The sequence below is a fragment of the Streptomyces sp. NPDC004065 genome, assembly GCF_044903565.1.
Lineage (GTDB): Bacteria > Actinomycetota > Actinomycetes > Streptomycetales > Streptomycetaceae > Streptomyces.
In genome coordinates, this window is record NZ_JBJDQT010000003.1 from 189,494 (window position 1) to 208,443 (window position 18,950).

Consider the following 18,950-nt stretch of genomic DNA (forward strand, 5'->3'; position numbering starts at 1 on the left):
GTGGCTCGTGAATGTCGGTGGACCGGGTGCGCCGGGCGGCGCGGGGACGCGAGGGTGGTGACAATGCGGTCTGATCCCGTCGAGGAGCCGGGCGAGGACGGCGGGCCCTCCGAGGCGGAGGAGCGGCGGCGGGTCGTGGAGGCCGTGACGGCCGCCACCCTCGGCGTCGGGGCGCGGCAGGCGCCCGAGGAGCTGTGCCGGGCGTGCGTGCGGCTGCTGCCGGTCGGCGGGGCGTCGGTGTCCCTCTCCGGCGGGCGGGGCGTGAGCGCCATGTGGTGCGCGAGCAACGACGTCGCCTCCCGGCTCGCCGAGGCGCAGTACACCCTCGGCGACGGCCCCTGCCAGACGGCCCTGGACCGTGCGGCCCCGGTCCTGGCGGCGGACCTCACCAGGGGTGCGGACATGCGCCGTTGGCCGGTGTTCGCCAGTGAGGCGCTCGCCCTCGGCGTGCGCGCGGTCTTCTCACTGCCGCTGGGGGTCGGCGGGGCGGCGATCGGCACCCTCGACCTGTACCGCGACACGGCCGGCGCCCTGCCCGAGCGCGATCTGCGGATCGCGCTGTGGGCGCGTGACGCGATCACCTTCGCCCTGCTGAATCTGTACTCCGCCGCCCGCGACGGCGAGGCGGAGCGAGACGACGGAGTGGCGTCATGGGTGGAGGCCGCCGCGGCCGATCACACGGAGGTCCATGAGGCGGTCGGAATGGTGATGGTGCAGCTCCGTCTGGACCCGGAGCAGGCTCTGGACCGGTTGCGGGCGCACGCCTTCGCCAACGGGCAGTCGGTCAGCCGGACGGCCAGGGACGTCCTGGCCCGCACGCTCCGCTTCGGTTCCGGGCCGGGTCACGAGGACGACGAGGGCCGCTACCGGCGGGACTCCGGGGACGACGGAAGGGAGGGGCGGCAGTGACCCACCGCGAACAGCGGCCCGCCGCAGCACTCGTCGGGCCGGCCGACTCCGTCGCCGACGCCATGGACCGCCGGCGGCATGGACCGCTGACGGCATGGACCCGATCCGGCGCATCCCGCACCACGAGGACGTCCTGGGCCTGCGCGAACAGGCCCTGGTTCAGCCGGCCCGGCGTGACCGCAGGGCCCGCAGGGCCCGCAGGAGAAGCGTGGAGGAGGCCGGGGCCGCCTTGACGAAACCGAAGAACGGGCCGAAGTCCTGGGTTGCCGCGAAGCCGGTGAGGTACAGGCCGGGCACCGTGGTCTGGAGGCCCTCGTCCAGCCGGGGGAAGCCGTTGCGGGTGGCGATGCGGTCCAGGAGACCGGACAGGTAGGGGACGCGTGCCAGGTCGGGGGCGTACCCGGTGGCGAACACCACCCGGTCGGCCCGCAGGGTCTCGCCGTTGGACAGGTCCATCCGCACGGCCCCGTCGCTCCGGCCGGCGTCCACGCGCACCACCTCGCACCGCGGCCAGACGTGCACGGCGCACGAGGCCAGCCGCGGCGGCAGCCAGGGTTCCAGGGTGCCGCGTCCGGCCTGCCAGCACCGGGCGACGACGGCGGTCCGCTCCGCGTCGGTGAGCCGGCGCCACCAGCCCGGCACACGCAGGGTGCTCTCCACGTAGTCGTCGAAGAAGTCCCAGTTCACGGCGGCGAATCGGGGCGCGGGGTGGCGGTGTACGACGTCGACGCGCTCCGCGCCGTGCTCCCCGATCAGCGCCGCCCACTCGTAGGCGCTCTGCCTGCCCCCCACGATGACGACCCGCTGCCCCGACAGCGCGCCGAAGGAGACCAGGTCGCCGCTGTGGGCGGCGCGGCCGGGCGGCACGCGGCCGGCCCACTGCGGAAGCGCCCCGAAACGGCCGACTCCGGGGGCGGCGATCACCACCTCGCTGCGCACGCGTCCACCGCCGGACAGCTCCGCCTCGAAGCCGCCGTCGTGCCGGGTGAGGGCGGTGACGAACTCCTCGCGGACGTCTAGCCGCTTGACGTCGCGGAACCAGTCGGCGTAGTCGAGGAAGACACCGACGGGTATCGGGTCCACCTCCCGCGGCCGCAGGCGGCGCTCGCGCAGATAGGCCCGCAGGGTGTGCCGGCCGGCGGCGTCCAGATGCCAGTCGGGGCCCGACCGCAGGAACAGTCCGCCGGGCATGTGCTCGCGCCAGAAACCCATCGGACGGCCGACGGTGACCGCGTCGATGCCGCGCTCTTGGGCGAGGGCGGCCGCGGACAGGCCGAACGGTCCGGCGCCGACGATGAGCAGGCTGGTGGAGGTGGTGTCGTGCACGGTGGCGCTCCCGTCCCCCCGGCTTCGAGCGTCTCTCGCCCGCGGACACCGCCGCAACCGCACAGGGCCAGACGCCCGCAGGGCAGCCCGCGGGCCGGCATTCCGCCTGCTCACCGGGGGTGCGGAGCCGGGCGCGCGGTGCCGAGGTCCGGCGTAGGGTGGGGTTCATGGCCGCGTACGAGCACCTGACGGTGGCGACTCGGGGCCGGGCCACCTGGGTCACCCTGGACCATCCCGCGCGCCGGAACGCCCTGAGCTGGGGCATGCTGCGGGAACTGCACAAGGCCCTCACCGAAGTGGCCGGTTCACAGGCCACGGGAGTCGTGCTGGCGGCGAACGGCCCCGTCTTCAGCGCCGGGCACGACTTCGCCGACGTCCGCGCGGCGGGCGTGGAGGAGATGCGCGGGCTGCTGGAGCTGTGCACCGGCGTGATGCAGCTGATCCACACCATGCCGCAGGTGGTGGTGGCCCGGGTGCACGCGCCGGCCGTCGCCGCCGGATGCCAGCTGGTGGCGACCTGCGACCTGGCGGTGGCCGCGGAGTCCGCCGGGTTCTCGCTCCCGGGCGGCAAGGGAGGCTGGTTCTGCCATACGCCCGCCGTCGCGGTGGCCCGCTCGATCGGGCGCAAACGGCTGATGGAGATGGCCCTCACCGGCGACGTGATCGACGCGCGGACCGCCGCCGACTGGGGACTGGTCAACCGGACGGTCCCCGACGGCGAGCTGGACGCGGCCGTCGAGGACCTGCTGTCCCGCGCCACCCGCGGCAGCCCGGCCGCCAAGGCGCTGGGCAAGCGGACGCTGTACGCCCAGCTGGACCGGCCCGAGAGCGACGCCTACGAGATCGCCGGGGAGGTCATGGCGGCCTCCTCCCGGACACCGGCGGCCCGGGAGGGCGTCGCCGCCTTCCTGGAGAAGCGGGCGCCCCGGTGGCCGGAGTGAGCGGGGCCGGCCCCCCGCCGCCGCCCCGCCCCCCTCGCCGCCCTCTCGCCCCCCTCGCCGCCCTCTCGACCGCCTCGCCGGCCGCTCGACGCAACCGGGCCCGGGCGCCTAGGATTTCGGCCGCGGCATCGCGTGCCGGTCACCGGCCGGGTGAGGCATGGAGGCGCCGCGGAGATGCCCGCGGAGGCATTCACCAGTGTCAGTCGAGTTCAACCACACCATCGTCCACTCCCGTGACCGGGAGACGTCCGCCCGTTTCCTCGCCGGAATCCTGGGGCTGGAGGTCGGTGAGCCGGCCGGGATGTTCCTGCCGGTGACGACCGCCAACGGGGTCACCCTGGATTTCGCGACCGTCGACATCGACATCCCCGTGCAGCACTACGCCTTCCTCGTCTCCGAGGAGGAGTTCGACCAGGTGCTCTCCCGGCTCCTGGCGGCCGGCGTCCCGATCCAGGCCGACCCGCACGGCAGGCAGCCGCGCCGGATCAACCGCAATGACGGCGGGCGCGGCGTGTACTTCCGGGATCCCGCCGGTCACGGCATGGAGGTCATCACCCGCCCCTACGGCAGCGCTCCTTCCTCGCCGCTGAACGGGGCGACGGAGGAGGTCCCCGGGGCGCGCTGAGCGGCTCCGGGGCCGCCCCGCCGGGGACCGGCCACGGACCGGCCGTGGCCGGTCCCCGGCGGTCGGGGCGGCGCCCCGGCACGGCGCGCGCCACCCTCGCGGGCCGGACCGCCCGCCGCGCTCAGGCCCGGAGCAGTTCCAGCGCCTTCCCCAGGTTGTGCTCGGCGATGCGCGCCATGGACGTACGGTCGGGGAAGTCCCCGTCGAGCAGCCGCAGCGGCCCGGCCGTCAGCGACAGCCGCTGGGCCAGCGTGTAGAGGGCCAGCCGGGGTTCGTCCAGTCCGTCCACCGCCAGCTGCCGGTACGCGTCGCCCAGCCGGATCCGCAGGAAGACGTGCTCCCACTCCACGTCGAAGTACATCGTGCCCTCGATGTCGATCAGCACAGGGTTCCCGTGGGCGTCGATCCGCACATGGTCGGGTCCCAGTTCGCCGTGCACGACCGCGTACCGGGCGCGCGGCCGTACCGCGGCCTCCAGTTCCCGCAGTCGCGACTCCAGGCGGTCGCGGGCCGCCGCGATGCGCGGATCGCGGGACGCGGCCTCGCCGAGGTCCCGCAGCGCCCGGTCCAGGACCACTGCCCCGCACGACGTTCCGCGTGACGTTCCTCCCCCGTCGACCACGGCCACCTTGCCGTACGCCGGGGCCCGGTGGCGGCGCATCCGCTCCAGCGCCTCGCCGAGCCGGGCCAGGACGGGCCCGGCCTCGCGGGGCTCGCGGGCCAGCGCCTCCTCCAGGCTCTCGCCCGGAACGTCCTCGACGACCACCAGATCGGCCGGGCCGTGGGCGCCGTCCCGGTCGACGAGGCGGATCTCCGGGACGCGTACGCCGAGTGCGCGCAGCCGCGCGTGCGCGGCCTGGAACAGGTCGAGGCCGAGGCCGGGCGAGAACGGGTCGGTGAGGTCGTCGTCGCCCTCGGCCGCCGGCCAGTGGTTCTCCGTGGCGGCCCACAGGTAGGCGACGGCCGTCGTCCCGTCGTCCATCACCAGGCGGTACACGCCCTTCTTGCTGCCGCCCGCCAGCCGCTGGACCCCTTCCAGCCGCCGCCCGGCCCCCAGCGCGGCCCGCGCCACCCCCGTCAGCCGTTCCCTCGTCATCGCACCGGATGCCATCAGCCGCCGCTCCCCCTCGTCCGCGGCTCCCACCGCGCTCCCACTCACGATCCGTCCCGCCCTGTCCCGGGCGTCGACGCGCGACCCTACGGGAGCGCCGCCGCGGGGGGCGAGCCGTTTGCCGCGCGCGGTACGCGGGAGCGGCGAGGCGCGGTACGCGGGAGCGGCGAGGCGCGGTACGCGGGAGCGGCGAGCGCGGGCGCCCGTCTCGACACCGGAGACCGTGCTCGCCGGCATCGCCGCACGCACCAGTCGCATCCGCCTGTCCTCCGGCGTGACCGTCCTCAGCGCGGAGTTCGTCGCGGACACCGACGAGGAGGCCCGTGAGGTGTTCCGGCCCGGCTGCCGGGACCTCCTCGCCCGATGACGGAGACGGATTCGGTGATCATATGGGCATGACTTCAGCAAGCGATGTCCCCCGGCCCGTCGGACTGGGCACGTGGCCCACCCCCCTGGAGCCCATGCCCCGGCTCGCCCGCTCCCTCGGTCTGGGCCCGGACGACCTCTGGGTCAAACGCGACGACCTCACCGGCCTGGGCGGCGGCGGCAACAAGGTCCGCAAGCTGGAGTGGCTGTGCGGCGCGGCGCTCGCCGGCGGGGCGACCCATCTGGTGACGACCGGCGCGCCGCAGAGCAATCACGCCCGGCTGACCGCTGCCGCGGGCGCCCGGCTGGGGCTGGAGACCGTGCTGGTGCTGGCGGGGACACCCGGCGCGCCGGCCCGGGGCAACCTCACCCTCGACGCGTTGTTCGGCGCCACCGTGGTGTGGGCGGGCGAGCGCGCGGGCGCCGAACTCACCGCCGCCGCCGGTGAGGTGGCCGCGCGGCTGCGGGCGGAGGGGGCCGTGCCGGCGCTGATCCCGTTCGGCGGCTCCAGCGCGCTCGGCGCGCGCGGCTCCGCGGTCTGCGGTCGTGAACTCCTCGCTCAGGCGCCGGAGGTGGACACCGTGGTGGTGGCGCTGGGGTCCGGCGGCACCATGGCCGGACTCGTCCAGGTGCTCGGCCCCGGCCGGGTCCTCGGCGTGCACTGCGGCGCCGTACCCGATCCGGCGGCCACCGTGTCCGCCTTCGTCTCCGAGCTGTCCGGCGCCGACTGCCCGCCGGACGCGCTGCGGCTGCGGCTGGACCAGGTCGGGCAGGGGTACGGCGCGCTGACCGCTCCGGTCACGGACGCCCTCGACCGCACCGCGCGCACCGAGGGCATCGTGCTGGACCCCGTCTACACCGGGCGTGCCATGGCGGGTCTCATCGCCGCCGTGGAGGACGGCCACATCACCCGGGGCAGCCGCACCGTGTTCGTGCACACCGGCGGGCTTCCCGGCCTCTTCGGTCACACGGCCGCGCTCGAGGCCGCGGCGTCGGACCTCGCCACGAGGACCCGGCCGCTCTGAGTGTTCCGGACGCCCGGGCCGCGGACCTTCGCCGCGGTCACGTGGCGATGTTGCTGAACGCCGTCGCGAGTTTCCCGAGGTCCAGGTCGACCAGGTGGTCGAGGAAGTGACGGCGCACGGACGCCAGGTTGGTGGGATAGGCCTCTTCCAGGCGCGTGAGGCCCGCATCGGTGAGGACCGCGTTCCAGCCACGGGCGTCCTCCTCGGACCTGACCCGCCGGATGAGCCCCTGGCTCTCGAGCCGGCTCGCCAGACGGGTCATGCCGCTGAGCGACATCTCGACCGCGGCGGCGAGGTCGCTCATCCGCATCCGCCGCTCCGGTGCCTCGGAGAGGTTCACCAGGGCCAGATACTCGGCCAGGGAGAGCCCCTGTTCGCGGATCATGTCGGCGTCGATGGCACGGGGCAGGGCGTGGACGACACGGCCGAGCAATCGCACGACGGCGTCCTCCTCGGGTGTGAGGGGCCGCGGCTCGCGCTCCCCCGGATCCGGCCGCCGTGCTGTGCGTGACATGCGTCTCATGGTACTTGCTCGACGAAGCACCTTGGCGGGACAGGGGTCTTGAAGGGCAGCGAGCCCCGGTCGCGCCGCCGGTGGGCGGGGCGGCCGGGGCCGGTCGGCCGGGCGCGGCGCGGGGTTACGCGGCGCGGGTTACGCGGCGCGGGTTACGCGGCGCGGGTTACGCGGCGCGGGTTACGCGGCGCGGGTTACGCGGCGCGCAGCGGGGCGAGTGCCGCGCTCCAGGCCAGCACCTGGTCGAGCGTGGTGTTCAGCGCCTCGAGCTGGAAGTCGCCCGGCTTGAACACGCTGAAGTTCTCGAAGTCGTGGAACAGCGACAGCGCGACCTGGGACCGCACGTCGGCCATCTGCAGCTCACCGGCGATCAGGCGCAGGTGCTCCACCGCACGGGCGCCGCCGAGGCCGCCGTAACTGACGAAGCCGACCGCCTTGTTGTTCCACTCGGCATAGAGGAAGTCGATCGCGTTCTTCAGCACGCCCGACGTGGAGTGGTTGTACTCGGGCGTCACCATGATGAAGCCGTCGAAGGAGGCGATCTTCTCCGCCCACTCCCGGGTGTGCGGCTGGGCGTACTGGCCCAGCGACGGCGGGAGCATCTCGTCGAGGTGCGGGAGCCGGTAGTCCAGCAGATCGACGAGTTCGAACTCCGCGCCCGTGCGCTGGGAGGCGATCTCGTGCACCCAGCGCGCGACCGCTTCGCCGTTGCGGCCGGGACGGGTGGAGCCGAGGATGATGCCAATCCTGATCACTGCAAAGCCCTTCTGAGGAAGCCCCCGGCACGGCGCCGGAAATATTTGCTTCGCCAAGCAAGCTAATTGCGAAAAGTTGCCCAGTCAAGCAAATCGGGGTGTGCTCGCCGCCACGGGCCGCGGAGCCGGGACATGCGGGAAGGGAAGGATGCGGGGAAAGGGGTCTACGAAGCTGCTGGCCGAGGCCGAGCGCGAGACCGTCGAGGAGAAGATGAAGAAGGCGTGCCGGGCCGCGGTCGCCCGAGGTGCTTCGGCGGTACGAGGGCTTCAGGCCCCTTGCTCCGGTGCGCGGGCTGTGCTGCCGACCGGGGTGAGGCAGCGGCGCACGAGTGCGAGGGTGCGCTGTGTGACCGTATCGAGGGGGGTGCCGTTCTCGACGGCGGCCAGGGCGGTGTGCAGCATTCCGGCGATCAGGTCGGCCGTGAGCGCGGGCTCGGGAACGCCGAGCTCCCGGACGGCGGCGCGGAACGGTTCGACCTGGTCCAGGTGGAGTTCCATCAGCCGCTGCTGGCAGGCCGGAGGAAGTCCGGCGTTCATGAGGGCGACGGCGGGCCGGTGTGCGCCTTCGGCGCCCAGGCGGAGGCTTTCCCCGAAGAACGCCTCGACGCGTCCCAGCGGGCCGTTCGCGGCGGCCATGGCGCGGGTGAGTGCCTCGTTGGAGCGCCGGAAGGCTTCCTCCGTGATGGTGGCCAGGAGGGCTGACGAGGAGTCGAAGTACTGGTAGACGCTGGAGCGGGCCAGGCCGGCGCGGGCGCCGACCGCCGCCGGTGTGACGGCGGCGGCGCCCTCGTTGACCAGGATGTCGATCGCCGCCCCGATCAGCGCCTCCCGTTGCTGGGCACGGTGCTCGGCGACGCTGGAGGCGTTGATCTTCGGCATGCGGGGCGGGCTCCTGGAAGGGTGGACAGGGCCGGGAATGCGATGCCGGTTGGCGGCCCCCGTCAGGACAGGCGGCCGTCGACCATCTCGTACACCCGGTCGGCAGCGTCCATTATCGCCGTGTCGTGGGTGACCATGACCGTGGCCGTGCCGCGCTCATGGGTCTGCTCGGCGATCAGCCGCACCGCCTCGGCGGACCGTACCCGGTCCAGTGCCGAGGTGGGTTCGTCCACCAGCAGGACGGCGGGGGAGGTCATCAGGGCGCGGGCCAGGCCGGCGCGCTGGCGCTCGCCGCCGGAGAGCTGGTGCGGACGGGAGCCTGCCCGGTGGCTGAGCCCGACTGCCTCGATGAGTTCGTCGGCCCGGCTGCGGGCCGCGGCGTCGAGGCGTCCGTCGATGTGCAGAGGCAGCAGGAGCTGTTCCCTGACGGTGAGGGAGGCCAGCAGGTTCGACTGCTGGAAGACGAAGCCGATGTGGCGGCGGCGGGCGGCGGTGCGTTCCTTGTCCGAGAGGGCGGTCAGCTCGGTGCCGGCGATGTGCACGGTGCCCGAGGTGGGCCGCTGGAGGCCGCCGGCGACGGCGAGGAGGCTGGACTTGCCGGATCCGGAGGGGCCGACGACGGCGACGAACTCACCGGGGGCGACCCTCAGGCCGACGTGGTCGAGGGCGGTGACGGCGGTATCGCCGTCACCGAGGGTGAGGGTGACGTCGTCCAGGCGCAGCCCGCCGGAGCGGTCGGGGTCCGCGGCGGCCTGGTGGCCGGTGGCAGGTGTGGTCATCGGGTGGCTCCCAGAGCGGTCAGGGGGTCGACGGCGGTGATGCGGCGGACTGCGACGACGGCGCCCACGGTCCCGAGGACGATGAGGAGGCCGGAGGAGGTGGCGATGGCCGGTGCGGAGAGGGAGAAGGGGGCCTTGCCGATCATCGCGCTGCCCAGGGCCAGGCCGACGGCGGTGCCGAGGGCCGTGGCTCCGACGAGCACGGCGACGACCTGGGCGAGCGCGTCGCGCAGGATGTACCGGGTGGGGGCGCCCAGTGCCTTCATCAGGGCGATCTCGGGCTTGCGCTGGACGGTCCAGACGGTGAAGAACGCGCCGACGACCAGGGCGGAGATGACGTACAGGAATCCCTTGATCAGGGCCATGGTGCTCGACTCGGCCTCGTAGCCGGGGGACGCGTCGAACGTGGCCTCCTTGGTCTCGGCGAGGGTCCCGGTTGCCTTTTCCACAGCGGCGACGTCGGCGCCCGGCTTCAGGGTCAGGGCGACGGCGGTGGCCTGGCGGCTCGCGGCCTCGGGCAGGTCGCCGGGCAGGCCGTAGTGCAGATGCCGCCATGTGCCGAGGTCTGCGTAGACGACGCCGATGTGGCCGTAGGAGACGGTCTCGTCGACCAGTCCTACGACCTTCAGCCGCACCCCGCTCCGGTCCGCGGTCAGAACGTCGCCGATCTCCACCCCGAGATCGGCGATCTCCCGGGTGATCACGATGCCCGCACTGCCCTTCTTCAGGCCCTCACCCTTGCTGGGGCGGGGCGCCAGGGAGGAGTCCGGTGTCATACCGAAGACGGCGAGGTTGACCTGCTCGCCCTTCTTGGCGCCCTGGGTCACCTGGGCATTGGCCAGGGTGTTCCCGAACGGCTCCGCGCGCTCCACGCCTGGGGCCCTGGACCATGTCTGCCAGTCCTCCTCTTCCACGGTCGAGCGGGAGAACTGCTCGCTGGTCGCCTTCTCGTCGAAGGCCATGTGAGTCACGGGCAGCGCGCGCAGGCCGGATATGCCGGCGTCCGCCAGACCGGAGGCAAGCCCGGACAGGAGGACACCGAGTACGGCGATGAGCGCTACCACCGCGCCCATCAGGGCGAAGCGACCGCGGGCGAAGCGCAGATCGCGTAGGGCAAGGAACACGGAGCTCTCCGAGCGAGAAGGGAATGAGGACACGACAGACTGGCCACGTCGCCTCTTTGCCTGAACTTGACGACGTGAATGTCGGCATCTTATCGGATGTTGCCGACGCGCCCGTCGGCATGTTGTGTCGCGTACGTCGACCGAGTCCTCCCGGCCGGACCGCCCCTGTGGGGTGTGGCCAGGCTTCGCCTGGGGTTTGTACCGGGTCCGCCGACCGGCCGGATCGCTCACAAGGCCCGGTCGCCGAGCTGTTGATCACGACGCCGGAGCGGGCTGAGGAATCCGCCGTCACGGCCCAGGAACCGACGGACCGCCGTCGCGGAGAGGTCCTTCTCGCTGGACCGCGGCGTCAAGAGAACAGCACCGACGCCTCGTGCAGTCGGCGCCTGACCAGGCCGCAGGCACGCTGCGGGTGAGGGGGCGCGGGCCTGCCCGTACGGCAGCCGGGCGAACCCAGTGTCCGGGCAGACATCGCGCGGGCTGACGACCTTCCCGGGCCCGGGCGGCGGTGGGTGACGAACACCGGCCCGCGGGTGCGGCCACCTCGCGCCGGGCGGCCGGTCGACGGCCATCTTCCAGCGGGCCGGGGTCTCGGAGTCCGGCACGGCCGGTCGCTTCGCCCAGGCCGGGACCGTCGGGCCCTCGTACCCGCGCTCGGAGCACCAGCCCGTCCAGGACAGCACGGCACCGCGGCGGGCGTTCCAGGTGTTCACCGCCGAGCGGCCCCACAGCAGCTCCAGCGCCTCGCCGATCTCGGCGTCCTCCACCGAGGCGAGCGGCCGGCCCTCGCCGAGGCGCTCGACGGTCTTCCCGACGGCAATGCCGTAGTTCCGGACGGCGTTCGGGTTGCCGAGCAAGTCGAGGAACAGGTCGGCCGCCCACCAGGGCCGACGAGGGCTTGGCGACGATCTGATACCGATATCCTCAGACCCCGGAAAGGGCGCGCGGGTGGTCGATCCGGGCGCGCTCAGGGGTGCCGGGCCGCCGCGGCCGGCGGCGGAGTGGGTCGGGTCGGGCGGCCGCCGGCCGGCGGCGCGGGGCGGGGCGGGTCAGGCCGGCGCGGTGGCGTCCCGGCCGGCGGTGCGGGCCCCCAGCAGAGCCAGGCAGTTGTGCCACAGCGCGTCGAGAGTGGCGGTGTCGTTGTAGAGCTTGGCGAACAGCACCTGGCCCTCCAGCTGCGCGACGACCGAGCGGGCGGCGGCCCGGGTGTCGGCGACGGTGACGTCCTCGCGCGCCAGTGCGGCGGCGACCACCTCTTCGATCATGTCGACCTGCTCCTCGAAGATCTGCTGGAGCCGGAGCCGGATCGCCTCGGTCTGGGTGCTCAGCTCGAGGGTGAGGTTGCCGAACATGCACCCCGAGACCGATCCGCAGGTCTCCCGGCCGGCGCGCTGAGCGGCCTCGGTCTCCTCGAAGAGCCGCCGCAGCCGCTGCAGGGGCTCGCGCTCGTCACGCAGGACGCGCTCCCAGTCGCGCCGCTGAGCGGCCCAGTGCTCGTCGATCACGGCCAGCGCCAGGGCTTCCTTCGACTCGAAGAAGTAGTAGAAGCTGCCCTTGGGCACCCCTGCCGTCTTGCAGATCTCCGCCACACCCAGCGCGGAGTAGCCCCGCAGCTCGATCAGCGACTGCGCGGCGGTGAGAATCTTGCCCCTGGCGTCGCTCGATCGTCCCATACCGCGAGTATACGACCATTCGACTACTCCCAGGGGGACGACCGCGCCGCCGAACAGGACGTTCAGGGCCGGTCCAGGATGAGCCGCGAGGAGCTCATCGACGCTCCCGCCCGCACCGGGCGCCGGCGCGGGCGAGACCGCCGCTTGAACCGTGGGCCGCCCCCGAGCGGGCTCAGGCCCTCGGTCCTCACGGCCGCGGCTCCTCCCGGACGGGCTCGTGCGGGCGCAGCAGGCGGGCGAGCCACGCCGTGCGGGTGCGGCGGACCGTCGCCGAGACGCGCGCCTGCGGGTACAGGGCATCGAAGCCGTGGAACCCGCCTGCCCAGACGTGGAGTTCGGCCTGGCCGCCGGCCGCCCAGATCGGCTGGACGCCGTGGTCCGGCTGCTGCGTCTGCTCGACGAGCCCCGCGACCGGGCCGTGCTGGCGCCGCTGGTGAAACGGGAGATCCTGTGGCGTCTGATCACCGGCGAGCAGGGCCGGGCCGTACGCCGGCTCGGACTCGCCGACAGCGGTCTGAGCCACATCTCCCGGGCGGTGCGCTGGATCCGCGAGCACTACGCGCAGCCGTTCCGGGTGGCGGACCTGGCCCGGCTGTCCGGGATGAGCGTGTCCGCGTTCCACCGCCACTTCCAGGCGGTGACCGCGATGAGCCCCGTCCAGTTCCAGAAGCAGATCCGGCTCCAGGAGGCACGGCTGCTGCTGGCCGCCCGCCCCGGCGACGTCACCGGGGTCGGGCGGCGCGTCGGGTACGACAACCCGTCCCAGTTCAGCCGTGAGTACCGGCGCCGGTTCGGGGCGCCGCCGAGCCGGGACGCCGCCCTGCTGCGGGAGGCGGCCCGTCCGCGGGACGCCGCGTGCGGCCCGGCGGGCGTCCTTCCCTGAGCGCGTCCGGACGCCCGCGGACCCGGCCGGCCCGCGGGTGTGCGGACGGCGGTGTCACAGTGCGCGCTCCAGGCGGTCCGCCATCAGCTTGACGAAGCGGGCCGGTTCCTTCGGCTGACCGCCTTCGGCGAGCACCGCGAGGCCGTGCAGGAGTTCGGCGGTCTCGGCGAGCGAGGTGCGGTCCTCGCGCTCCCGGTACGCCTGGTTGAGGCCCTTGACGAGCTGGTGGTCCGGGTTGAGCTCCAGGATCCGCTTGGTCCGGGGCACCTCCTGGCCCATCGCGCGGTACATGTTCTCCAGGGCCGGGGTCAGGTCGTGCGCGTCGGAGACGACACAGGCCGGGGAGACGGTCAGGCGGGAGGACAGGCGCACCTCCTTGATGTCGTCCTCCAGTTGCTCCTTCATCCAGCCGAGCAGCCCGGCGTACTCCTCGCTCCGCTTCTCGCGCTCGCCGTCGCCGCTCTCGCCGCCCTCGGCGTCGAGGTCGATGCGGCCCTTGGCGACGGACCGCAGCTTGTGGCCCTCGTACTCGCCGACGGTCTCGGCCCAGACCTCGTCGACCGGGTCGGTGAGCAGCAGCACCTCGATGCCCCGGTCCCGGAACGCCTCCATGTGCGGGGAGTTCTCGATGCTCTGCCGGGACTCGCCGGTCAGGTAGTAGATGTCGTCCTGCCCGTCCTTCATCCGCTCGACGTAGCCGCTGAGCGAGGTGGGCTCGGTGTCGTCGTGGGTGCTCGCGAAGGTCGCGACGGCGAGGATGGCGTCCCGGTTCTCCGGGTCGGTGACCAGGCCCTCCTTCAGGACGGTGCCGAACTCCCGCCAGAACGTGGTGTAGCGGTCCCGGTCCTTGGCCATCATCTCCTTGACGGTGGACAGGACCTTCTTCGTCAGCCGGCGCCGCATCAGCTCGATGTGGCGGTCCTGCTGGAGGATCTCGCGGGAGACGTTGAGCGAGAGGTCCGCCGCGTCGACGACGCCCTTGACGAAGCGCAGGTAGGGCGGCAGCAGCGCCTCGCAGTCGTCCATGATGAGCACGCGCTTGACGTACAGCTGCAGGCCGCGCCGGAAGTCCCGGGTGAACAGGTCGTGCGGGGCGTGGGCGGGCAGGAACAGCAGGGCCTGGTACTCGAAGGTGCCCTCGGCCTGGAGCCGGATGGTCTCCAGCGGGTCGCGCCAGTCGTGGCCGATGTGCTTGTACAGCTCGTGGTACTCCTCGTCGGACACTTCGTCGCGCGAGCGCGCCCACAGCGCCTTCATGGAGTTGAGCGTCTCGGGCCCGGACGTCGCGTCGCTCGCGCCGGCGGGGGCTCCCGTGCCGTCCTGGGCCTTCTCGCCGGCCGTGGCCGGGGAGGCGGGCGCCATCCTGATGGGCCAGGTGATGAAGTCCGAGTACCGCTTGATGATCTGCCGGATCCGCCACGGGTCGGTGTAGTCGTGGAGCTGGTTGTCCGGGTCGGCGGGCTTGAGGTGCAGCGTGACCGAGGTGCCCTGCGGGGCGTCGTCGACCGTCTCCAGGGTGTACGTGCCCTCGCCGCGCGAGGTCCAGCGGGTGCCGTGCGCCTCGCCCGCCCGCCGGGTCACCAGGGTGACCTCGTCCGCCACCATGAAGCCGGAGTAGAAGCCGACGCCGAACTGGCCGATGAGCCCCTCCGCCCCGGCTCCGTCCCTGGCCTCCCGCAGCTCCTGGAGGAACTGCGCGGTGCCCGAGTTGGCGATGGTGCCGATCAGCTGTCCGACCTCGTCGTACGACATGCCGATGCCGTTGTCGCGGACGGTGAGCGTGCGGGCGTCCTTGTCGACCTCGATCTCGATGTGCGGATCGGACACGTCGGCGTCGAGGGAGTCGTCCCGCAGCTTCTCCAGGCGCAGTTTGTCCAGCGCGTCGGAGGCGTTGGAGACCAGTTCCCGCAGGAACACGTCCTTGTTCGAGTACACCGAGTGGATCATCAGCTGGAGCAGCTGACGGGCCTCCACCTGAAACTCAAACGTCTCGGTTGCCATGTTCGCGATTACCTCACAGGTCCTGTCGCCGGAGCTGATGGAAGTCACTGTAAAACACCACGTCAGAGGGTGTCCGCCGACGTGGGGTTTCGGCTCGCCGGCGGCTGGTGACCCGGCAGGGCGGTCGGGGAGGGCCGCTCCCCGCGGTGGTGGCCCGGGGCCGGAGGCCAGGGGCCGGGGTGCCGGGGGCCGGGGCCGTCGAGCGGAGGGTGCGTCGCATGACAGAGCGGACCAAGGGCACCGCCGTGGTCACGGGGGCGTCGTCGGGGATCGGCGCCGAGTACGCCGTACGGCTGGCGCGCCGGGGCTGGGACCTGGTGCTGGTGGCCCGCCGGGCCGGACGGCTGGCGGCGCTGGCGGACCGGCTGCGCGAGGAGACCGGTGCGCGGGTGGAGACGGCCGTCGCCGACCTCGCCGACCCGCAGGACCTGGCCCGGGTCGCCGCCCGGGTGGCCGCCGGCGACGTGGCGCTGCTGGTGAACAACGCCGGCATCAACGGGTACGGCCCCTTCGCCGAGGTCGACGCCGCGCTGCTGACCAAGGTGCTGGACGTGAACGTGGTGGCGCTCACCGTGCTGACCCGCGCGGCCGTTCCCCACATGCTGGAGCGGGGCCGGGGCGCGGTCGTCAACGTCGCCTTCCTGCTGGCGTTCGCCGGCTCGCTGCCCCCCGGCCCCCTCCCCCAGCGGGCCGTCTACGCCGGCACCAAGGGGTACGTGGTGACGTTCACCAGGACCCTGGCCGCGGAGCTGGCCGGCACGCCGGTGCGGGTGCAGGTGGTCTGCCCGGGCCTGACCGCCACCGAGTTCCACCTGAGCCGGGGTGAGGCCCCGGTGCCGGGCGAGGCGCGGGTGCACGAGGAAGGCGGGATGCCGGCCGCCGACGTCGTCACCGCCTCCCTCGCCGCGCTGGAGAGCGGCGAGGTGGTGTGCGTGCCCGGCCTGCCGGACGCCGGGGTCGTCGACCGGCTGGCCGCCGTGGAGCGCGCCCTGCGCGAGGGGTCCGGCAGGTCGGTGGCCGCCCGCTACCGCCGGGCGGAAGACCCGGAAGCCTGAGCGGACCGGACCCCGGGCCGCCGGGCGGGGCGGAACCCCCGGGCCGCCGGGCGGGCGACCCATCCCGAGGCCGGGCGGGACGGCCCGTACGAAGGTGCGGGCGAGCGGAGCTGCCAGCAGGCTGGAGGGGACATCACCGAAGCGCGGGAGAGACCATGACGGCCAAGGACACCTCGGGCACCTCGGGCACCTCGGGCACCTCGGGCAGGAAGACGAAGAAGGAGCCGGCCAAGGGCGACGAGGTCGCCTGGCGCAGCCACGGCAGCGAGACGACGGGGCGGGTGGAGAAGAAGATCACCGAGCGGACCGAGGCGGCGGGCCGCACGGTGGACGCCTCCCCCGAGGAGCCCCAGTACCAGGTGCGCAGCGACAAGTCCGGCCGCTCGGCGGTGCACAATCCGTCGGCGCTGAAGAAGCCGGGGAGGAAGTAGCGGCCGTGGCGGGCGACGACCGGCAGGAGACCTGGGACGCGTTCCGCGCACTGGTCGACATGACGCCCTCCGACCTGGAGAAGTGGCTGGCCACCGAGGAGTCGTGGGCGGCCGGCGAGCACAAGGACGGCGGCGAGTCCACGGGGCACGCCTCCGGCCGCCGGATCGTGTCCATCCTCCGCAAGAAGAAGGCCGATCTGTCGGACGCGGACTACGACCACATGCGCAAGGTGGTCGGCTACATCCGCCGGCATCTCGCGCAGCGGCCGCCGGGGGACGTCAGCGGTACCCGCTGGCGGCACTCGCTGATGAACTGGGGCCACGATCCGCTCGGCGACGACGCCGCGTGACGCGCCGTGCGACGCACCGCGTGACGCGCCGTGTGACGCACCGCGCGGGGGCCGCGCGGCGTCGTCGCGCGGGGCCGGCCGGCGCCCGGCCGAGGAGGCTTTCGCCGTCGGCCGGGACGCGGGCCCGTACGTCGCCGTCGTCCCGCCGGCCGCGAACCGCCCGCCGGCGACCGGGAACTCGCCGGTGCCGCACCGCGGGAAGGCCTCCGCCGGACGTGGGCCGGCCGGTGCCGAGGCGGCGTGAGCGGCGGCGGGCGGCGGCCGTGGCACCGGCGCGTCAGGCGAACCGTACCGGCAGGCTGAGCGGGCCGCGGATCATCATCCCCGGCCGCCAGGTGATGGCCGCCGGGTGGATGTCCAGCGCCAGGGAGGGGCACCGTTCCAGCAGGGTCCGCACGGCGACGCGCGCCTCCAGCCGGGCGAGCGGCGCGCCCAGGCAGTAGTGGATGCCGTGGCCGAACGCCACGTGCCCGCGGGCGTCGCGGGAGATGTCGAAGCGGTCGGGCGAGGGAAAGCGGGCGGGGTCGCGGTTGGCGTCGGCCATGGCGACCAGGACTAGTTCGCCGCCGCCGGGGACGACCGTGTCGCCGATGGTCAGCGGCTCCGTGGTGAAGCGGTAGGTGGGGGTCTCCACCGGGCCCTCGTAGCGGAGCATTTCCTCGACCGCGGCGTCGACGAGGGTGAGGTCCGCGCGCAGGGCGGCGAGCTGTTCCGGGTGGGTGAGCAGGGCGAGGACGCCGTTGGAGATCAGGTTCACGGTGGTCTCGTGGCCCGCGACGAGCAACAGCCAGGCCATGCCGACCAGTTCCTCCCGCGTGAGCCGGTCGCCGGAGTCGTCCGAGCCGTGGATCAGCGCGCTCATGAGGTCGTCGCCGGGCCGCAGCCGCTTGCCCTCGACCAGTTCCTCGATGTACTTCGCCATCGAGACCGCGGCGGCCCGGCGCAGTTCGGGGTCGGTGGCGCCGAGCGCCTCGTTGGACCAGTTCCTGAAGGAGTCGCGGTCCAGGTCGGGGACGCCGAGGAGTTCGCAGATCACCGAGATGGGCAGCGGGAAGGACAGCGCCTCGACGAGGTCGGCGCGGCCGCCGTCGGAGGAGAGCATCCGGTCCAGGAGTTCGTCGGTGGTCCGCTGCACGCGTGGTTCCAGTTCCGCCACGCGGCGGGCGGTGAACTCGCGGGCGACCAGCCGGCGCAGCCGCGCGTGTTCGGGCGGGTCCGCCCTGAGCATGTGCGGGCCGGCCGAGACGGCGCCCAGCGGCAGCGCGGGCGAGGCCTTGCTCCAGTCCTTGGACAGTCCGGGGTCCGCGAGTGCGGCCCGTCCGGCCTCGTATCCGACCACGAGCCAGGCCTCGGCGCCGCCCTCCGGCATCCGGATGCGGTGCACGGGGCCCTGGGCCCGTAAGCGGGCGTAGACGGGATAGGGGTCGCGGGTGAACGACTCACCGAGCGCGGCCAGATCGACGACGGTCATCGGCTACCACCTCAGGGGCGGGGACGGAGGACAGGCGGGCGCGGGCGCGCGTGTCGCGCTCGTCGAGGGGCAGCGGCGGCCGCCCGGTCCGCACCGGACGCCGGGTGTGCGACGGCATTGGTCCGCCCCCCTCGGATCAGCACCTCACCGCTGCCGACTGTAGCCCAACGGCTCTGTCAGTGGCCCGCCTTACGGTGGCAGCGGTGCGGTCGGGACCCGAGTGGGAGGAGCGGCACGTGGGTGCCAGTTGCTGGGAGTACGTCACCGAGTTCGAAGGCACCGTCGAGCAGTCCCTGAGATCTCTGCACGAGCGGGTCTTCCAGGAGCTCTACGGCGGCGACAGGACGTACCGCAGTGTCGGGGAGCTGTGGCGGGACGAGGAGTTCATGGGTGAGGAGGGGACCCACTCGATCCTGGACATCGATCGCGTCGTCCACACCACCGAGGCCCCGTCGCCCCACCGCGTCGAGGACTACGGCACGCTGCGCCCGCTGGCGCCCGAGCGCGTCGTGCGCCACTTCGGCACCGACCGGCCCACGCCCGACGCATTCACCGGGTCGCTCGCCCGGGCCCGTGCCGGCAGGGGACCCGGGCCCGACGGCCCTCGGACGCTTCTCGACGAGTGCCGTATGCGGTGGACCGGTGTCTACGTGGTGCTGTACACCGGTGAACGCCCCACCCACCTGGGCATTTTCGGGTTCTCGGGCGACTGAGGGTGTCCCTTGCGCCAAG

19 protein-coding genes and 3 pseudogenes are annotated in these 18,950 nt (G+C 73.4%); 10 read left to right on the top strand and 12 right to left on the bottom strand.

Features of this window, described 5'->3' with window-relative positions; all coding sequences use genetic code 11:
* Positions 1-63 precede the first annotated feature (63 nt).
* A complete protein-coding gene (locus ACI2LW_RS07070) occupies positions 64-909 on the top strand; it encodes a GAF and ANTAR domain-containing protein (protein ID WP_404730127.1) in 846 nt (281 codons plus the stop codon).
* Between the two features lie 159 nt (positions 910-1,068).
* Here ACI2LW_RS07070 and ACI2LW_RS07075 read toward each other — a convergent pair whose 3' ends face one another.
* Complete coding sequence (locus ACI2LW_RS07075; protein ID WP_404730128.1) at positions 1,069-2,235, bottom strand: NAD(P)-binding domain-containing protein; 1,167 nt, start codon at positions 2,233-2,235, stop codon at positions 1,069-1,071.
* 167 nt (positions 2,236-2,402) lie between these two features.
* On the opposite strand from ACI2LW_RS07075, the gene ACI2LW_RS07080 reads away from it, so the two are divergent.
* Both ACI2LW_RS07080 and ACI2LW_RS07085 read left to right on the top strand, forming a co-directional pair.
* Entirely contained in the window at positions 2,403-3,176 is a 774-nt protein-coding gene (locus ACI2LW_RS07080) for an enoyl-CoA hydratase-related protein (RefSeq protein WP_404730129.1), read from the top strand.
* A gap of 196 nt (positions 3,177-3,372) precedes the next feature.
* Complete coding sequence (locus ACI2LW_RS07085) at positions 3,373-3,801, top strand: VOC family protein (RefSeq protein ID WP_404730130.1); 429 nt, start codon at positions 3,373-3,375, stop codon at positions 3,799-3,801.
* 121 nt (positions 3,802-3,922) lie between these two features.
* Here the strand turns inward: ACI2LW_RS07085 and ACI2LW_RS07090 are convergent, their stop codons facing one another.
* Positions 3,923-4,897: a phosphotransferase gene (locus ACI2LW_RS07090; RefSeq protein WP_404730197.1), complete on the bottom strand. Its 975-nt coding sequence runs from the start codon at positions 4,895-4,897 to the stop codon at positions 3,923-3,925.
* 238 nt (positions 4,898-5,135) lie between these two features.
* Here ACI2LW_RS07090 and ACI2LW_RS07095 point away from each other — a divergent pair, with 238 nt between their 5' ends.
* Entirely contained in the window at positions 5,136-5,279 is a 144-nt protein-coding gene (locus ACI2LW_RS07095; RefSeq protein WP_404730131.1) for a hypothetical protein, read from the top strand.
* 28 nt (positions 5,280-5,307) lie between these two features.
* Positions 5,308-6,303, top strand: coding sequence for a D-cysteine desulfhydrase family protein (locus ACI2LW_RS07100; RefSeq protein ID WP_404730132.1), 996 nt, complete (start codon positions 5,308-5,310; stop codon positions 6,301-6,303).
* A 37-nt stretch (positions 6,304-6,340) separates the two neighbouring features.
* On the opposite strand, the gene ACI2LW_RS07105 is transcribed toward ACI2LW_RS07100, so the two are convergent.
* From ACI2LW_RS07105 to ACI2LW_RS07140, 8 genes and pseudogenes are all read right to left on the bottom strand, one after another.
* On the bottom strand, positions 6,341-6,817 hold the full coding sequence (locus tag ACI2LW_RS07105) for a MarR family winged helix-turn-helix transcriptional regulator (protein WP_404730133.1): 477 nt from the start codon (positions 6,815-6,817) through the stop codon (positions 6,341-6,343).
* 194 nt (positions 6,818-7,011) lie between these two features.
* On the bottom strand, positions 7,012-7,572 hold the full coding sequence (locus tag ACI2LW_RS07110; RefSeq protein WP_404730134.1) for an NADPH-dependent FMN reductase: 561 nt from the start codon (positions 7,570-7,572) through the stop codon (positions 7,012-7,014).
* A gap of 267 nt (positions 7,573-7,839) precedes the next feature.
* Complete coding sequence (locus ACI2LW_RS07115; RefSeq protein ID WP_404730135.1) at positions 7,840-8,451, bottom strand: TetR/AcrR family transcriptional regulator; 612 nt, start codon at positions 8,449-8,451, stop codon at positions 7,840-7,842.
* 62 nt (positions 8,452-8,513) lie between these two features.
* A complete protein-coding gene (locus tag ACI2LW_RS07120; RefSeq protein ID WP_404730136.1) occupies positions 8,514-9,230 on the bottom strand; it encodes an ABC transporter ATP-binding protein in 717 nt (238 codons plus the stop codon).
* Positions 9,227-10,354 carry an ABC transporter permease gene (locus ACI2LW_RS07125; RefSeq protein WP_404730137.1) on the bottom strand — a complete coding sequence of 376 codons (1,128 nt, stop codon included), beginning with the start codon at positions 10,352-10,354 and terminating at the stop codon, positions 9,227-9,229. The genes ACI2LW_RS07120 and ACI2LW_RS07125 overlap by 4 nt, the downstream gene beginning before the upstream one ends.
* A 419-nt stretch (positions 10,355-10,773) precedes the next feature.
* A pseudogene (locus ACI2LW_RS07130) lies at positions 10,774-11,274 on the bottom strand (site-specific integrase); the annotation flags it as partial.
* A gap of 129 nt (positions 11,275-11,403) precedes the next feature.
* Positions 11,404-12,027 carry a TetR/AcrR family transcriptional regulator gene (locus tag ACI2LW_RS07135; protein ID WP_404730138.1) on the bottom strand — a complete coding sequence of 208 codons (624 nt, stop codon included), beginning with the start codon at positions 12,025-12,027 and terminating at the stop codon, positions 11,404-11,406.
* A 187-nt stretch (positions 12,028-12,214) separates the two neighbouring features.
* A pseudogene (locus tag ACI2LW_RS07140) lies at positions 12,215-12,388 on the bottom strand (alpha/beta hydrolase); the annotation flags it as partial.
* 3 nt (positions 12,389-12,391) lie between these two features.
* On the opposite strand from ACI2LW_RS07140, the pseudogene ACI2LW_RS07145 reads away from it, so the two are divergent.
* Positions 12,392-12,910, top strand: a pseudogene (locus tag ACI2LW_RS07145) (helix-turn-helix domain-containing protein); the annotation flags it as partial.
* 54 nt (positions 12,911-12,964) lie between these two features.
* Here the strand turns inward: ACI2LW_RS07145 and htpG are convergent.
* Positions 12,965-14,911: a molecular chaperone HtpG gene (htpG, locus tag ACI2LW_RS07150; protein ID WP_404730139.1), complete on the bottom strand. Its 1,947-nt coding sequence runs from the start codon at positions 14,909-14,911 to the stop codon at positions 12,965-12,967.
* A gap of 218 nt (positions 14,912-15,129) precedes the next feature.
* Between htpG and ACI2LW_RS07155 the strand changes: the two genes are divergently transcribed.
* From ACI2LW_RS07155 to ACI2LW_RS07165, 3 genes are all read left to right on the top strand, one after another.
* Positions 15,130-15,966 (top strand): SDR family NAD(P)-dependent oxidoreductase, encoded by an 837-nt coding sequence (locus tag ACI2LW_RS07155; RefSeq protein ID WP_404730140.1) that lies wholly within the window; start codon positions 15,130-15,132, stop codon positions 15,964-15,966.
* A gap of 155 nt (positions 15,967-16,121) precedes the next feature.
* Complete coding sequence (locus ACI2LW_RS07160) at positions 16,122-16,397, top strand: DUF2945 domain-containing protein (RefSeq protein ID WP_404730141.1); 276 nt, start codon at positions 16,122-16,124, stop codon at positions 16,395-16,397.
* 5 nt (positions 16,398-16,402) lie between these two features.
* Positions 16,403-16,747, top strand: coding sequence for a DUF3140 domain-containing protein (locus ACI2LW_RS07165; protein ID WP_404730142.1), 345 nt, complete (start codon positions 16,403-16,405; stop codon positions 16,745-16,747).
* 277 nt (positions 16,748-17,024) lie between these two features.
* On the opposite strand, the gene ACI2LW_RS07170 is transcribed toward ACI2LW_RS07165, so the two are convergent.
* Positions 17,025-18,218: a cytochrome P450 gene (locus tag ACI2LW_RS07170; RefSeq protein WP_404730143.1), complete on the bottom strand. Its 1,194-nt coding sequence runs from the start codon at positions 18,216-18,218 to the stop codon at positions 17,025-17,027.
* A 203-nt stretch (positions 18,219-18,421) separates the two neighbouring features.
* Here ACI2LW_RS07170 and ACI2LW_RS07175 point away from each other — a divergent pair, with 203 nt between their 5' ends.
* A complete protein-coding gene (locus tag ACI2LW_RS07175; protein ID WP_404730144.1) occupies positions 18,422-18,931 on the top strand; it encodes a hypothetical protein in 510 nt (169 codons plus the stop codon).
* The last annotated feature ends 19 nt before the right edge of the window (positions 18,932-18,950 follow it).

What these genes read in the sequence shown, in the direction of transcription:
- ACI2LW_RS07070 (WP_404730127.1), top strand. Translation starts at nt 64, where the DNA reads ATGCGGTCTGATCCCGTCGAGGAGCCGGGCGAGGACGGCGGGCCCTCC.
- ACI2LW_RS07080 (WP_404730129.1), top strand. Translation starts at nt 2,403, where the DNA reads ATGGCCGCGTACGAGCACCTGACGGTGGCGACTCGGGGCCGGGCCACC.
- ACI2LW_RS07090 (WP_404730197.1), bottom strand. Translation starts at nt 4,897, where the DNA reads ATGACGAGGGAACGGCTGACGGGGGTGGCGCGGGCCGCGCTGGGGGCC.
- ACI2LW_RS07100 (WP_404730132.1), top strand. Translation starts at nt 5,308, where the DNA reads ATGACTTCAGCAAGCGATGTCCCCCGGCCCGTCGGACTGGGCACGTGG.
- ACI2LW_RS07105 (WP_404730133.1), bottom strand. Translation starts at nt 6,817, where the DNA reads ATGTCACGCACAGCACGGCGGCCGGATCCGGGGGAGCGCGAGCCGCGG.
- ACI2LW_RS07115 (WP_404730135.1), bottom strand. Translation starts at nt 8,451, where the DNA reads ATGCCGAAGATCAACGCCTCCAGCGTCGCCGAGCACCGTGCCCAGCAA.
- ACI2LW_RS07120 (WP_404730136.1), bottom strand. Translation starts at nt 9,230, where the DNA reads ATGACCACACCTGCCACCGGCCACCAGGCCGCCGCGGACCCCGACCGC.
- ACI2LW_RS07135 (WP_404730138.1), bottom strand. Translation starts at nt 12,027, where the DNA reads ATGGGACGATCGAGCGACGCCAGGGGCAAGATTCTCACCGCCGCGCAG.
- htpG (WP_404730139.1), bottom strand. Translation starts at nt 14,911, where the DNA reads ATGGCAACCGAGACGTTTGAGTTTCAGGTGGAGGCCCGTCAGCTGCTC.
- ACI2LW_RS07155 (WP_404730140.1), top strand. Translation starts at nt 15,130, where the DNA reads ATGACAGAGCGGACCAAGGGCACCGCCGTGGTCACGGGGGCGTCGTCG.
- ACI2LW_RS07160 (WP_404730141.1), top strand. Translation starts at nt 16,122, where the DNA reads ATGACGGCCAAGGACACCTCGGGCACCTCGGGCACCTCGGGCACCTCG.
- ACI2LW_RS07170 (WP_404730143.1), bottom strand. Translation starts at nt 18,218, where the DNA reads ATGACCGTCGTCGATCTGGCCGCGCTCGGTGAGTCGTTCACCCGCGAC.